This window comes from Enterococcus sp. S53 (genome assembly GCF_016516865.1).
Classification (GTDB): domain Bacteria; phylum Bacillota; class Bacilli; order Lactobacillales; family Enterococcaceae; genus Enterococcus_D; species Enterococcus_D innesii.
On record NZ_JACVUH010000001.1, the window covers coordinates 396,207 to 411,074 of the forward strand.

Annotated in this window: 12 protein-coding genes; 2 read left to right on the top strand and 10 right to left on the bottom strand. The window is 43.0% G+C overall.

Going from position 1 to position 14,868, the window contains the following annotated elements; translation table 11 throughout:
• The first annotated feature begins 56 nt into the window (after positions 1–56).
• Complete coding sequence (gene rlmD, locus IAE45_RS01960; RefSeq protein WP_200124687.1) at positions 57–1,433, top strand: 23S rRNA (uracil(1939)-C(5))-methyltransferase RlmD; 1,377 nt, start codon at positions 57–59, stop codon at positions 1,431–1,433.
• 330 nt (positions 1,434–1,763) lie between these two features.
• Here rlmD and glyS read toward each other — a convergent pair whose 3' ends face one another.
• From glyS to IAE45_RS01985, 5 genes are all read right to left on the bottom strand, one after another.
• Entirely contained in the window at positions 1,764–3,836 is a 2,073-nt protein-coding gene (gene glyS, locus IAE45_RS01965) for a glycine--tRNA ligase subunit beta (protein WP_081118114.1), read from the bottom strand.
• Position 3,837: 1 nt separating this feature from the next.
• Positions 3,838–4,749: a glycine--tRNA ligase subunit alpha gene (gene glyQ / locus IAE45_RS01970; RefSeq protein WP_200124689.1), complete on the bottom strand. Its 912-nt coding sequence runs from the start codon at positions 4,747–4,749 to the stop codon at positions 3,838–3,840.
• Between the two features lie 15 nt (positions 4,750–4,764).
• The gene (locus IAE45_RS01975; protein ID WP_081118113.1) at positions 4,765–5,004 is read right to left on the bottom strand and encodes a hypothetical protein; all 240 of its coding nucleotides are present in this window, start codon (positions 5,002–5,004) and stop codon (positions 4,765–4,767) included.
• A gap of 299 nt (positions 5,005–5,303) precedes the next feature.
• Positions 5,304–7,061, bottom strand: coding sequence for a glycoside hydrolase family 35 protein (locus IAE45_RS01980; RefSeq protein WP_200124691.1), 1,758 nt, complete (start codon positions 7,059–7,061; stop codon positions 5,304–5,306).
• On the bottom strand, positions 7,061–9,073 hold the full coding sequence (locus tag IAE45_RS01985) for a beta-galactosidase (RefSeq protein ID WP_200124693.1): 2,013 nt from the start codon (positions 9,071–9,073) through the stop codon (positions 7,061–7,063). The genes IAE45_RS01980 and IAE45_RS01985 overlap by 1 nt, the downstream gene beginning before the upstream one ends.
• 121 nt (positions 9,074–9,194) lie before the next feature.
• Here IAE45_RS01985 and IAE45_RS01990 point away from each other — a divergent pair, with 121 nt between their 5' ends.
• Complete coding sequence (locus IAE45_RS01990; RefSeq protein WP_140964889.1) at positions 9,195–10,001, top strand: AraC family transcriptional regulator; 807 nt, start codon at positions 9,195–9,197, stop codon at positions 9,999–10,001.
• Here the strand turns inward: IAE45_RS01990 and recO are convergent.
• From recO to IAE45_RS02015, 5 genes are all read right to left on the bottom strand, one after another.
• Positions 9,995–10,768: a DNA repair protein RecO gene (recO, locus tag IAE45_RS01995; RefSeq protein WP_200124695.1), complete on the bottom strand. Its 774-nt coding sequence runs from the start codon at positions 10,766–10,768 to the stop codon at positions 9,995–9,997. The two genes, IAE45_RS01990 and recO, sit on opposite strands and share 7 nt — an antisense overlap.
• A 93-nt stretch (positions 10,769–10,861) precedes the next feature.
• Complete coding sequence (gene era, locus IAE45_RS02000; protein WP_005225846.1) at positions 10,862–11,761, bottom strand: GTPase Era; 900 nt, start codon at positions 11,759–11,761, stop codon at positions 10,862–10,864.
• A gap of 36 nt (positions 11,762–11,797) precedes the next feature.
• Positions 11,798–12,187, bottom strand: coding sequence for a diacylglycerol kinase family protein (locus IAE45_RS02005; RefSeq protein WP_170920108.1), 390 nt, complete (start codon positions 12,185–12,187; stop codon positions 11,798–11,800).
• On the bottom strand, positions 12,171–12,647 hold the full coding sequence (gene ybeY, locus IAE45_RS02010; RefSeq protein WP_077454286.1) for an rRNA maturation RNase YbeY: 477 nt from the start codon (positions 12,645–12,647) through the stop codon (positions 12,171–12,173). Before ybeY ends, IAE45_RS02005 begins: the two co-directional genes overlap by 17 nt.
• A complete protein-coding gene (locus IAE45_RS02015; RefSeq protein WP_077454287.1) occupies positions 12,647–14,848 on the bottom strand; it encodes an HD family phosphohydrolase in 2,202 nt (733 codons plus the stop codon). Before IAE45_RS02015 ends, ybeY begins: the two co-directional genes overlap by 1 nt.
• Positions 14,849–14,868: the final 20 nt, after the last annotated feature.

A 14,868-nucleotide genomic window follows, 5' to 3' on the forward strand; every position in this document is an offset into this window, starting at 1 on the left:
AATCAAGCTGAAAAAATGTGGTAAAATGAACTGACTATTTTATTTAAGGAGTTCACATGGCAAATACACAAGTCCAGCTTGGACAAAAACTACAACTAACGATCAAACGCTTAGGGATCAACGGAGAAGGCATCGGTTATTACAAAAAGCTAATTATCTTTGTTCCCCGTGTTCTGCCGGGAGAACAGGTCATCGCCGAAGTCACCAAAGCCTCTTCCCGCTTTGCTGAAGCCAAGATGACCAAAATCGTCAAGCCCAGTAGCGATCGCATCCAACCACCGTGCAAGTTTTATGACCGATGCGGCGGCTGCCAATTGCAGCATTTAGTCTACGATAAACAATTAGATTTCAAAAAAGACCTCTTGAAACAAGCACTTGAAAAATTTAAGCCAAATGGCTACCAACAGTTTGAACTAAGGGATACTTTAGGCATGGATGTTCCTTGGCATTACCGCAACAAAGCGCAATTTCAATTGCGTTACAACAGTCAAACCAAACGTATCGAAGCGGGTTTATACGAAATGGAATCCCATCGCTTAGTCGCCATTGATGATTGCCTCGTACAAGAACAAGATACGCAAAAAGTGATCAACGGCATCGTCCAGTTGTTGAATAAATACCAGATTCCCATTTACGATGAACGCAAAAACAGCGGCATTTTACGAACATTGATGGTTCGGATCGGGATCGCGACTGGCGAAGTTCAAGTCGTTTTCATTACCAATTCTGTCAAACTGCCACAAAAAAATGCGCTGATTTGCGAAATCAATCAGCGCTTGCCGCAAGTCGTTTCCATCATGCAAAATGTGCAAAACAAAAAAACATCAGTCATCATGGGAGAGGAAACGATTCATCTTTGGGGCAAAGAAGCAATCGAAGAACGGTTGAATGAACTGACCTTCGACTTGTCCGCCCGCGCATTCTTCCAGCTGAATCCGCAGCAAACCAGCGTCTTGTATCAAGAAGGGTTAAAAGCCCTTGACTTGAGCAAAAATGAAACAGTCGTTGATGCCTACTGCGGCGTGGGAACGATTGGGCTGAGCGTGGCTCCTTATGCCAAAGAAGTCCGCGGGATGGACATTATTCCTCAAGCCATTGAAAATGCCCAAGAAAATGCGCGCCGCATTGGTGCCCAAAATACCCATTACGAAACGGGGACTGCTGAGGAGCTCTTACCAAAATGGTTCAATGAAGGCTTCAGACCTGATAGCATCATTGTTGATCCGCCAAGGACAGGCTTGGATGAACGATTATTGAAAGCTTTGCTGAAACAGCCACCGAAGAAGATGGTCTATATATCTTGTAATGTTTCTACTTTAGCAAGAGACTTAGTCCAACTAGCCAAAGTGTTTCACGTAGAATATCTGCAATCAGTAGATATGTTTCCACAAACCGCCCGCTGTGAAGTGGTAGTAAAATTGACCCGCAAATAAACATTCGCCTGACAAATCATCTTATGATCTGTCAGGCTGTTTTATTGCACCTATCGTTTCAGCGTATTTCCAATGGAAAAATGAATCGGTCTGTATAATGAGAATCTATGTATCAATAGAAGCATCATCAAATCCTCAATCATAAAAGCTAAACAATCATTGGATTCCCTGAAAAGAAATGGCAAATAAATTTTTTGGTTATTAACAAAATACCGTCACTAGAATACAACTTTGAATAAAAGCAAATCGAGAAACATAGAAAAAAGCTGGAACTGATTCTTTCAGTTCCAGCTTTTTTTATTTAGAAACCTGCAACTGCAAGCTTCCTTTTTATTTCGTAATCAAAGCATCTAAACTAGCAACCGCCAGACTCATCTTCGCGATTTTATCCAACAAGGCAAAACGATTGCGGCGAATATTTTCATCTTCAACCATGACCATTGTTTGATCAAAATAAGCTTCGATCAATGGGCGCAGTGCTACTAAGCTTTGGTAATTTTCTTCCATCGTTTGATGTGGGAACTTGTCCTCTACTGTTAAGACCGCTTCATACAAGGCAGTTTCAGAGTCGTTTTCAAACAAGGCAGGATCAATGGCTACTTGTTCCAATTCGGCTTTTTTCGCTAAATTGATGACTCGAGTCAAGGCTTCCATTGATGGTTTGAAGTCGGTGTCTTGCAGATGTTCTCTTAACATTTGAGCCGTTTCAAATAACGTACTGATATCTGCTTGACGAGCGCCTAAAACAGCTTCAATAACATCATGACGCGTATTTTTGCTGAGTAAGAATTGACGCAGACGGCCTTTCACAAAATCAGTCACTTGTTCTTGACCTGCGGCAAGTTGAATCCCAAAAACTTCCGGTTGGGCATTAATGGCTTCGCGAATCTCTTCTTGTAACTGAGCAAATGGGAAATACCAGCGTTTTTCAGCTAGGATGCGGATAATCCCGTAGGTTTGACGGCGTAAAGCATAAGGATCGTTTGAACCACTTGGAACCATATCAACGGCAAAGAACGCAAGTAAGCTATCTAATTTATCCGCAATGGCTAAAATAGCCCCGATTTTCGATTGTGGCAGCTCGCCTTCTGCTGAGATCGGCATGTAGTGTTCACGAATCGCTTGGGCAACTGCTGGTTTCTCTCCTTGGATCAGGGCATATTTTTCCCCCATGATTCCTTGCAACTCAGGGAATTCCCCTACCATATTGGTCACTAAATCAAATTTATAGATTTGAGCTGCCCGTTGAAGGTCGGTCAGTTCTTCTTCTGTTAAACCAACCGTCTTCCCGATGATTTGTGCAGCTAATCCAACACGCTGCATTTTTTCATACAAACTGCCGATTTTTTCGTGGAACGTGACTTGCTTAAGCTTTTCCACACAATGGTCGATGGTTAGCTTTTTGTCCTCATTGTAGAAAAACTCAGCATCTTCTAAACGGGCGGTCAGTACTTTTTGGTTTCCTTTGATAACATTATCGATTTTCACAGCATCCCCGTTGCGGGCAGAGATGAAATGCGGCAGCAATTCTCCATCAAGGGTGCGGACATCGAAGTAGCGTTGATGTTCTTTCATAGAAGTAACTAACACTTCTTCAGGTACAGAAAGATATTTTTCTTCAAAGTCCCCTACAAAGGCTGTTGGGTATTCAACCAGATTTGTCACTTCTTCTAGTAAGTCTTCATCTAAATCGATCCGCCAGTTGTTTTCTTGAGCGATTTCGTTGATTTGTGCAGTGATCATTTGTTGACGTTCGCTTGGATCAGCAATGACAAACTGATGCTTCATTTTTTCCAAATACTCGTCCGCATGATCAAACGTGACTGCCTCACCTAAGAAACGATGACCTTTTGACTCGCGACCGGTAGCAATATCAAGGATTTGGAAAGGAATGACTTGCTCACCAAAGAGTGCAACGATCCAATGAATGGGTCGGATGTATTCAAAATCGTAATCTGCCCAGTGCATCGTTACTGGGAACGTCAAACTTGTGATTACTTCCTGCAATCCTTTCAATACCTCAACGGTTGCTTGACCTTGGGTATGTTTCGTTACATAGACATACTCAACCCCTTTTAATTCACGGAAGGTGATGTCATCGGTTGTCAATCCTTGTCCCCGAACAAATCCTTGAGCTGCTTTCGACCAGTTGCCAGCTTCGTCTAAGGCGATTTTTTTCGCTGGTCCTTTGACGTCTTCTTGTGTATCGGCTTGTTTTTCAGGAATACCGGTGACATAAACTGCCAAGCGGCGAGGTGTTGAATAGGCTTCGATTGCTGTATAAGGTAATGCATGAGCATCTAAGAAAGCTGCCGTTTTTTCTTGTAATTGTTTCATACTTGGGGTTACGACATGCGCAGGTAATTCCTCTAAGCCGATTTCTAATAATAGGTTTTGTGCCATCTTATTTTCCCTCCTCAATCAGTTTTTGCGCCACTTCTGGATCAAGCAATGGATAACCGAGGTTTTCCCGTTCTGCTACAAATAGTTTTGCTACTTGACGCGCCATATTCCGGATTCGTGCGAGGTACCCAGCACGTTCAGTGACGGAGACTGCGCCACGTGCATCCAACAAATTGAAGGTATGGCTGCATTTTAAGATATAGTCGTAAGCTGGATGAACTAAGCGTTCATCGATACAACGTTTTGCTTCTTGTTCAAAACGATCGAAGTTCCCTAAAAGCAAGTCTTGGTCACTGACTTCAAAGGAGTATTTTGAATGTTCATACTCAGGTTGGCGGAAAATCTCACCATATTTGACACCTGCAGACCATTCAAGATCGTAGACACTTTCAACGTCTTGAATATAAGATGCTAGACGTTCTAAGCCGTAAGTGATCTCTGATGTCACTGGCTTACATGCTAAGCCGCCAACTTGTTGGAAGTACGTAAACTGAGTGATCTCCATCCCATCTAACCAAACTTCCCAACCAAGACCTGCACAACCCATTGAGGGATTTTCCCAGTTATCTTCGACAAAACGAATATCATGTTCTAATGGATCGATCCCTAAAAGACGCAGGCTTTCTAAATAAAGCTCTTGGATATTTTCAGGAGAAGGCTTCATCACGACTTGGAACTGGTGGTGCTGATACAAACGATTTGGGTTTTCCCCGTAGCGGCCATCAGCTGGACGGCGAGAAGGTTCTACGTAAGCGGCGTTCCATGGTTCTGGACCGATTGCACGTAAAAATGTATATGGGCTCATGGTTCCAGCCCCTTTTTCTGTATCATAGGCCTGCATCAGCATACAGCCGTTTTCAGACCAGAATTTTTGCAGGGTCAAAATCATTTCTTGCACAGTTAGTTTACTCATCTTTTTCTTCCTTTCTTATAACGCATTGACGACAGGATAAAATTCGACAACTGATCCGGGGATCAATTTCACTTCGACCACGACATCTGCTTCTAAAACATCAGATAAGTCGTAAAGCATTTGGTCTGGACTCGTTGTAAATTCATGGATAAGCTGTTCATCCTTTAAAAGGCGAACCTGCAGCGGAATACTTGCTAATACTTTGAGCTTTTTTTCGGTAAACGCACTTGCTGGAATCGTCATATCAAATAACATAAAAAAACCTCCTTTGTTTTTGGCTATTCTTGGTGTGAAACATAAAAAAGTCCCTATATCTATACAAAGTGTATAGATATAGGGACGATACATTCGCGGTTCCACCCTACTTCCGACAAGTCGGCAGCTTCATTGATCATGCTCACGGACGCCTGCGAAATAAGGTTCCAACTTGGCTTTCACTCTCCCAAGTTCGCTTCATGGAATGGACTTCTTTCTTTCTTCCGGTCATAGCACGGATTCGATTACCCTTATGATAGTAGTTGAAGCTAGGGTTTGTCAATGACTAATTTGAACTTTTATGCTTCTGGACCTAAATCCGCGTGATCATGAAAGACGATCTCATCAGCGATTTTCCCATCACTTTCAAAAACGATGATCTCGTTTATTCCAGTTTTCAAAAACGGTGCCGGGACGTACAAGCGTTGCTGCGGTCCTTTTTCCCAGAAACGGCCGATCATATGACCATTGACTTGGACAAACCCTTTACCCCAGCCTGGCAATTCGATAAAGGTATCTGCACATTCATCAAAAACACATTCAACGCGTGAGAAACTTGGTTGTCCTTTTTGCCATTTTCCTTGGAAATCAATGGCATGCAAATTATCCATCGGTAAGGGATAGATTTCCCAGTTGCTTTGGAAGGCGCCATTGATGATCACACCGTCTTTGATGCCTTTGTGCTGATGGTTCATTTTTACGGAATAATTGACCCGCCCCATATTCTCCACCAAGATCCCCAACTCGTTTTCTGATTCTGATAAATCGAAACTGTAGGTTTGACCGATTTCTTGATCATAATCGATGCGCAAAAGTTCCTGGTTGATAAATGTATGGGCACGATCCATCGTATTGATCAGACGGTAGTCGGCAATCTTCCGAGCAGACCCAATCAGTGAGCGATAATAGATATAACCTGTCGCTTGATTGCAGGCTTCCATCGATAAGGGGTAATTACTTATGATCGGTTGACTGATCGCGTCGATCGTCGAAAACAAGGAGACTCGTTCTTTCACTGAGAATGTTCCATAAGCTTTTCGCTCAATTTCCATACTCAAGGGAAACTCAGGAATTTCCGTATAGTCAGCAATCACCTTTTTGAAGGCTTGGTATTTGGCAGTAGGTTCTCCCCATTCTGTCAGTAAGGCATCGTAATCATAGCTAGTGACATCCGGCGCTAAGCGTTCATAATAGTTTGACCCGTTCATAAAGCCAAAATTGGTCCCACCATGAAACATATAGATATTGACAGAACCCAATGCTAAACAATCCTGTAATTCCTTTACTGCATCTTCTGTGGAGGTCGTATGATGCTGGTCGTCACCCCAGGCATCAAACCAGCCGATCCAAAATTCCATGACCATCAATGGCCGTTTTTCTCCGTGAAATCTTCGAAGTTTTTCAAAGTTTTCCTTGATGTTGGAGCCGCAGTTGATCGTAGGCAAAGCCAAGTCTTTGATACTGCCGTTTTCTAGCATATCGTGCCAAGGTCCGTCAGAGGTCACTAACGGCGTTTCTACACCATGCTGCCGCATCGCAGCCACCATTTTTCGCAAATACTCTTTGTCATTGGCGTAGCTGCCGTATTCATTTTCTACTTGCATCATTAAAATCGGACCACCTTGGGTGATCTGCAGATCCCGCACTTGTGGAAACAAATGGGCGAAATAACGAGTGATTTTTTCCATAAATGGTGGATAATCAAACCGAAGCTTCATCATAGGATCTTGCAATAGCCAATAAGGCAGTCCCCCAAATTCCCACTCCGCACAAATATAAGGTGCTGGTCGCAAAATGACATAAAGCCCTACTTCTTGTGCCGTCTGGATAAATCGCCGCAAATCAAGGATCCCCTCAAACTGATAGACACCTTCTTGTGCTTCATGGAGATTCCAAGGAACATAGGTTTCCACGGTATTACAGCCCATCAAGCGTAGCTTCTCTAAACGATCTTGCCAATATTCAGGAACGACACGAAAATAGTGGATCGCTCCAGAGATCACTTTAAAAGGCTTGTGGTCTAAATAAAAGTTATCTTCAATAGCAAAAGTTCGCATCAGTTACGCTCCTCTTTGACGATATAGGTGGTGTACTGTGCCAGTTTCGTTTCTGAAGAAAGAACCTCACCCGTCAGAAGATCCGTTTTTCCAACAAACATTTCTGGCAGCGGTTGTGCTTCTTCGTGGAAATTGATGATAACGAAGAATTTCGCCTCTGCATTTTCACGACAGGCAACTTCCAGTTTTGTTGCCTCCTTGATCACTGGGGTAATATCGGTTTCTTCGACGATCGTTTTGAAAAGCTGATCTTGTAGCTGATCTTCCAACTGGCCACCAAAGTAATAGACAGTTCCTTCACCAAACGTATTTTTCGTCACTGCCGGCATTCCTGCATAAAAATTGCTTGTGTAATGCGCTAGCGCTTCGGCGGTTTCTAAATGGATCAAATCGCTGACTAAATTACTGGTTCCTGTCAGTTCTTCATTGACTAAGGAAACCCCGTTTGATTGTTCTGGGGCTAATGCATCGATTTCTTCCACCCAGATGCCAGCTAACTCACGCAATGGCCCAGGATAGCCCCCTAAGTGAACATTGTCAGATTGATCAACGATACCGCTCATATACGTCGTAAGTAAAGCACCACCTTGCTTAACGTAATCAGTGAGCCGCTCTTGCATCCCTTCTTTGATCATGTAGAGAACCGGTGCTGCGACTAATTTGTATTTTGATAAGTCAGCATCCACGGGAATCAAGTCGACGGCAATATTTTGTTCGTAAAAATACCGATAGTAGCGATGGATCTGTTCTACGTATTTCAGATCAACGGTCGGACCACTGGTGTATTCTAATGCCCAGTAATTGTCCCAATCAAAAATCAAAGCAACTTGTGCTTGAGATTGCGTCCCAATGATGTCTGAAAGCTGCGCTAATTCCGCCCCAAGAGCGGCTGTTTCTCGAAAAACTCGCGTGTCTTCATGACCGACATGTTCGATGACCGCGCCATGGAATTTCTCACAAGCGCCAACGGAACGTCGTAATTGAAAGTATTGGATCGTATCCGCCCCATGCGCGATGGTTTGGTAACTTTGTGCCCGCATTTGTCCCGGTTTTTTCAACGAGTTATAAGGTTGCCAGTTTTGTTGCGAAGGTGTTTGTTCCATCAACATAAAGGGCTGTTGTTTCAAGCCACGCATTAGATCATGGGTCATGGCTACTAAACTCCATGGCGTATTATATGATGGATAATTATCCCACGAAACAAGGTCCATTTCCTTTGCCCACTTGAAATAATCCAGTCCTTTAAAGGTTCCCATCAAATTCGTTGTAATCGGAGTTGTCGGATCAATTTTCCGAATAGCGTCCCGTTCCATCATATAGTTTTTTAAAAGACTATCCGAGTTGAACCGTCGGTAGTCAATGGAAATACCCGCAAATGCTGTCTTCTCATAGCCGATTCCTTCTGACAGCGCATTTGGCAGCACGATTTCATCCCATTCATACACAGTGTGTCCCCAAAATTCCATGTTCCAGGCTTTGTTCACTGCCTCGATCGTTTGATACTTGTCTTTTAGCCAAACACGAAACGCTTTCTCACAGTTTTCGCAATAACATTCGCCACCATATTCATTGTTGATGTGCCAACAAGAGACTTGCGGGTTTTCACCGTAACGTTCGGCTAATTTTGTCGCCAATCGCTCAGCGTATTTTTGATAGACTAAACTGTTAGGACAGGCATTGTGCCGTTGCCCAAACTTATGACGGCGTCCATCATAATCGGTGCGAGCGACTTCCGGATATTTCTTGAACATCCAAGCTGGCAGCGCCGCCGTCGATGTCGCTAAGACGATATCGAACCCTTCCTTGCTTAATCTTTCGATGATTTGATCCAATTCCTCAAAATCATAACAATTTTCAGAAGGCTGGATCTTTGCCCATGAAAAGACGTTGACGGTCGCACTATTGATACTCGCTTTTTTAAAGATTCGAATGTCTTCTTCCCAAATCTCTTTGGGCCATTGATTGGGGTTATAATCGCCGCCAAATAAAATTCGATCGAAAAATTTTGTCATAAGAATGAACGCTCCTTTAAAATAAATTGATTTCTACTCTCTTATTGTAAGGCTTTTCATTCTGTTGTAGTATAATACATGAAACACTATTTTATAACTTTTCGAAACATGGAGGTTGGATATGCCTATTTATTTTTATCAAACAAACCAGCAGCTGCCTTTGTCGCTTGAAAGTATCGGAAATGATTGGCCACAAGATGACGTTGTTCGTCCCGATGGCTACCCTTACTTTCATTGGCTACAGACAGAACAAGGAGAAGGCCGCGTCACCTTTGGTCAAGAATCCTTTATCTTACGTCCCAGTGAAGGCATCTTGATTTTTCCTTTTACTCCACATCGCTACTATCCCTTGTCTGATTGGAAAACCTCCTTTGCCACTTTTCAAGGACCTTTGGCAGCTGAGATCTTAAAAAAATTTACAAGTAAACCTTATCTTTTAGTTGAAGAGTCTGAAACTTTTTCCTATATGACTTGGATCAAACAACGCATTAAAGAAGACCCAAAAATCAGTTGGGATCCGTTACAGGCTTCTAGCGAGTGTTATCGTTTTTTGCTGGCGATCATGCAAGAGAACTCGGGGAATCCAACCGAAAAACACCCCTTGTTTCAACAATATCTGATCCCTGTAATACAAGAAATCGAAACCAATTACGATCAGGCGATCACGATCAGAGACTTGGCTGGTTTAGTCTATGTTTCGCCCCAATATCTCTCGCGGTTGTTCCAGCGTTTTCTAGGACAATCCACCGCCCAATACTTATTAAACTATCGCATGGCCCGCGCCAAAGAACTTTTGGTGGCACAGCCGGATCTGCCCATTCAGCAAGCCGCCTTCGCCGTGGGTTTTCAAGATGCGAGTCACTTTACCGCATTGTTCAAAAAAAGAGTCGGCTTAACTCCATTGAAGTTTCGCCAACTCTATCATTGATTTTTCGGTTTTAAGACGTCTTGCCATTGCCCCATCTGATCGATAAACTTCTTGCTTTTCAAATGGATGCCGACATATTCATCATACAATAGATCGATCACTTGTCGAATCGCTGCTTTCGTTTCTGACTTTAATTTGATCGAAGCAATCTGCTCATAGGATATTTGCGAAAACAAGCGAATAAAATGGATCGCACGAGAATCCGCATGATAGCGACGTTCGTCCATCCTCCAGTGCTGTTCACATAAAATACCGCTATATTTTGAGGAATAGTCAAACCGACCGTCGGTTTTTCCGCAGATGGCACAATGCGTCCAATTTGGAGTAATCCCGAAACGGTGTAAAATCTGAATCTCAAAAATATTGGTGATGATCTCTGCGTCGTTTCCTTGATCCATCAATTGTAACGCCTCGTGCAGAAATTGGTAAAGATGTGGATCATAGACCCGATCATCGATGGCAGAATCAGCCAGATTCAACAGATAAGTCGCATAGCCAGCGATAAAAATATCACTTTGAATCGTACGAAATGAATGGATGTCTTTGGCATTGTTTAAAAAGGACAAGCCTTCCGCTTTGATGGTTCCCATGTAAGTCGCTTCAGTATAGGAGAGCAAGGCTGGTGTCAAGGGGTTGTTTTTCCGATGAGCCCCTTTGACATAAAACATTTGCTTCCCAGCTGACTCCGTAAAGATTTTGACTAACTTGTCCTTTTCTTTATGGTCTTTTGAAAAAAGTAAGATTCCTTTTGTTTCAACAAGATTCATCGTCGTACCCCATTTCTTTAAAAAAACTGATCCAGTTAACTAACTGCATCAGTTTTTCCTTTTTAAAGCAGACCATGATTGATCTAAATTTCCTTAATACTCATCTTTGCGATAGCCGTAGTCTGTTAAGAAGGTTTGCTTGTCGCGCCAATCTTTTTGAACTTTCACCCATAGTTCCAAAAAGACTTTGTCATCTAACAAGTGTTCAATGTCTAAACGAGCTTTCGTCCCGATCTGTTTCAGCATTTTTCCGCCTTTACCGATGATAATGCCTTTTTGACTGTCACGTTCGACAATAATCGTCGCTTGAATATGCACCTTATCATTATGGTCCCGTTTCATGGAGTCAACAACGACCGCTACCGAGTGAGGCACTTCATCTCTGGTCAGTAGCAAGACTTTTTCCCGCACCAATTCGGAAACGATAAAGTATTCTGGATGATCCGTGATTTGATCCTCTGGGAAGTACTGAGGCCCTTCAGGCATTTCATCGATCAGTAGCTTCATTAACGTTTCGAAATTATTGCCTTCTGTTGCGGAAATCGGTACGATCTCAGCAAAGTCCATTTGTGAAGAGTAATCTTCAATGATTGCCAATAAAGCATCCGGATGGACTTTATCTATTTTATTGATCACTAGGAAAACTGGCGTCTGGCTTTGACGCAACCGTTCGATGATAAAATCATCACCCTTGCCGCGCTTTTGATCGGCACTGATCATAAATAGTGTCACGTCAACTTCACGAAGTGCACTATAGGCGGTTTCCACCATAAAATCGCCTAGACGGTGTTTGGGTTTATGGATCCCTGGTGTATCGATAAAGATCAGCTGTGCGTCATCTGTCGTATAGACCCCTTGAATTTTATTACGAGTCGTTTGCGCCTTGTCACTCATGATCGCGATTTTTTGCCCTACGACTCGATTTAGTAGTGTTGATTTCCCAACATTTGGCCGCCCGACGATCGCAACGAAGCCTGATTTGTGTGTTGTCATTGTTGTTCCCCTTTATCTTGTGGTTTTGGTGCATCTTTAGAAGAGCTGTAGCAATTTTGGCAAGAAGATGATCGCGGCGACCACTAATGCAAACACAGCGGTCATCAGCACAGCACCAGCTGCCATATCTTTGATTTTTTTTCCGATAGGATGGAAATGAAAGTCCGTAAACATGTCAACGACATTCTCAAAGACTGTATTGATGATCTCCACGATCCACACTAAGAAAACAGCTAACAGCAGCCAAAGCCATTCCATTTGATTCAAACGGAAAACAAAGCCTGCAATGATCGCAACGATACCTAACGCAACATGTTTACGCATATTACGCTCCTCTTTAAAGACGGTTTTTATACCGGTGAAAGCAAATTCGATTGACGAGATAAACTGTTTGTTTTTCCCAATATTCTTATCTTTTGAGTCCATAGGCATCCAGTATTTCCTTTTGCAATCCAAACATTTCCTTTTCATCTTCTGGTGTCATATGATCATAGCCGTTGATATGCAAGAAACCATGCAGCGCCAAGAAACCAAGTTCCCGATCATAAGTATGCCCATATTCAGCAGCTTGTTCCTTTGCCCGTTCAATGGAGATCATAATGTCTCCTAGATCACGAGGCATCTCTTCAAGGGCTTCATCAAAAATGATCGGCATCTCCTCTGGCGTTTCTTCTTCGAAGGCAAAACTGATGACATCTGTCGGCATATCTTTGCCGCGATACTCCCGATTGATTTCTTGGATGGCTGCATTGTCCATAAACGTGACCGACATTTCCGTATCCTCTGGAAGGTCTAAATGTCCTGCAGCAAATTGTAGAAGGCCTTCGATCTCTTTGATCTTGGTTTCCCCTACTGAATTTGTCTCATCTAAAAAGGTAATCTCCATTAGCGCTCTCTTCTTTCTTGTTCTTCTTTCATTTTCTCTGCTTCCGATTTCATCTTTGGGTATTTGATCCGTGAATGGAAGGTACTGCAAAGTCCATTGACCAGTGATTTTTCAATCATTCGGATTTCTTTCAACGTTAACCCTGTTTCATCCAGTTGACCGTCCAAGATCCGGTCATTGATGAGATTCGCAACAAATTCTTGAATCTTTTGATTGGTCGGATTTTCCATCGCTCGAACCGCTGCTTCACAGCTATCAGCGATACTCACGACACCCGCTTCTCGTGTTTGCGGTTTTGGCCCAGGATAACGGAAATCTTCTTCCGTCACCTCGGGATTACGCTCTTGGGCTTTGACATAGAAATAACGCATCAGGGTCGTGCCATGGTGTTGACGGCAAATATCGATCACCATCCGCGGCATTTTGGCCTCTTCGAGAATTTCCGCTCCATCGATCACGTGACCGAAGATGATTTGTTTGCTGTCTTCAGGTAGCAAGAAATTATGTGGATTCTCAGCACCTGCAGGTAAATTTTCGACGAAGAAATTGGCATGTTTGACTTTACCAATGTCATGGTAATAACAAGCCACGCGGGTCAGTAAGCTTTGCCCACCGATCTCGGCTACAGCATTGGCGCTAAGATTGGCAACCATCATACTGTGATGATAGGTCCCCGGTGCTTCTTCCAACAACTGTTTCAACAACGGATGATTCGGGTTACTCAATTCATTTAAAACGATCATACTTTCGTCCGTTACCAATAGTTCGATATACGGATGCAGCCCCATTGTCAGCAAATAGCTTAAGAGCGAGCCGGCCAATCCACAGACGAGTGTTGTCCATGTGTTGCCGCGGGCCAAATCCATTCCTTGGAAAATGACCAGCATGATGCTTAAGAGTAATGGGAAAACGATCACCCACATGACTGCGATTTTCCCTTGACTGGCAATACGTGCTCGTTTGATCATCGTCCCCATTAAACCAGAGAAAAGGTAGGTCACTAAAACAGTCGTCAACAAGTTGGTCCCACTGGAATCAAAGTAAATGAAGAGTGCACTGACCACTTGGAAAATCGCGGATAATATTCCTAAACGTCTGCTGGAGAAAATGCTCAGAATCAGCGGTGTAAAGGCTGCTGGGAAAAAGAGCGGGATAAAGGTCACTAATTCTGATTGGAACAGTTGGAAGAATTTCATGATCAAAATACTGAATGCCATCGCCAAAATATAAAAAGTGACGGCGTTCATACGTTTTTCAACGTCTTTTGTCTGTCTTGTATAATAAAACAGCATCAGCATTTGTAAGCATGTCGCTAAAACTAAAGCGATCAACGGAAAAACTGAGAAGGTTTGATTGGTCATTCCTAAAAGCTGTAATTTTTCCAATGCGTTGGCATCGATCTGTGAGCCTTCACGAACAATGATTTCTCCTTGATAGATCATTACCGGTGGAACAGCGTCCATGGCGGTTTGTCTCGCTTCTTCCGTCCGCTTTTCATTGGGAATATCATTGACGACGATTCCTTGATTGACAATAAAACGCAATACTGATGCCATGTCTGAAGTAACATCTAGAAATTGGATCTTGTCTTCTGCCTCCGAGCGGAAAGTGCTGAGTTCTGTTTGACGGATCTGCTTGGCCATTTGCTCGTCCACTAGCTGTAAGGCATAGGTTCGTACCGTATTCAATTCATCGCTACTTAAAGAAAACAACGTCGACAAAAAATTATTCGTCAATGACTGATAAAAATCAAGTTCGTCATCACTCATTTTTTCAAACTCTTTTTTTAAGGCTGCGATGTATTCATCCGTACTCGGTTTAGGGATATTTTCATCCTCATCAGCCTCAGCAACTTCTTTAGCGTGGGCATCATCTACCGACTTTTTGACTGAATCAACTAAGTCAAATAAATGGTCGATGCGATCGTGCTGTGTCTGCGCCAGTGTATCTTGATAAGTATACTCTGGTGGGACCGCTTCTGCTGCCAACTTGCGCTTTTGTTCTGTCGCAGCGGTATTTTCAATCGTTTTATTGGCACGGATGTTTTCTTCCGCCACCTGACCTTCGCTATAATCGACATTGTTCTGTTTGACGCTGGTGTACATGATACCAATCGAAAAAAGAAAGAATAGAAACATTAAAACTGGTAAATAGAACTTTCCAAGTCTTTCTCTAAATTTCCGTAGTGGTTGAATGATCATAGTTCTCCTCCTAAAAGACG

Coding starts and splice junctions, on each gene's coding strand:
- rlmD (WP_200124687.1), top strand. CDS start 57: ATGGCAAATACACAAGTCCAGCTTGGACAAAAACTACAACTAACGATC.
- glyS (WP_081118114.1), bottom strand. CDS start 3,836: ATGGCACAAAACCTATTATTAGAAATCGGCTTAGAGGAATTACCTGCG.
- glyQ (WP_200124689.1), bottom strand. CDS start 4,749: ATGAGTAAACTAACTGTGCAAGAAATGATTTTGACCCTGCAAAAATTC.
- IAE45_RS01975 (WP_081118113.1), bottom strand. CDS start 5,004: ATGTTATTTGATATGACGATTCCAGCAAGTGCGTTTACCGAAAAAAAG.
- IAE45_RS01980 (WP_200124691.1), bottom strand. CDS start 7,061: ATGCGAACTTTTGCTATTGAAGATAACTTTTATTTAGACCACAAGCCT.
- IAE45_RS01985 (WP_200124693.1), bottom strand. CDS start 9,073: ATGACAAAATTTTTCGATCGAATTTTATTTGGCGGCGATTATAACCCC.
- IAE45_RS01990 (WP_140964889.1), top strand. CDS start 9,195: ATGCCTATTTATTTTTATCAAACAAACCAGCAGCTGCCTTTGTCGCTT.
- recO (WP_200124695.1), bottom strand. CDS start 10,768: ATGAATCTTGTTGAAACAAAAGGAATCTTACTTTTTTCAAAAGACCAT.
- era (WP_005225846.1), bottom strand. CDS start 11,761: ATGACAACACACAAATCAGGCTTCGTTGCGATCGTCGGGCGGCCAAAT.
- IAE45_RS02005 (WP_170920108.1), bottom strand. CDS start 12,187: ATGGACTCAAAAGATAAGAATATTGGGAAAAACAAACAGTTTATCTCG.
- ybeY (WP_077454286.1), bottom strand. CDS start 12,647: ATGGAGATTACCTTTTTAGATGAGACAAATTCAGTAGGGGAAACCAAG.
- IAE45_RS02015 (WP_077454287.1), bottom strand. CDS start 14,848: ATGATCATTCAACCACTACGGAAATTTAGAGAAAGACTTGGAAAGTTC.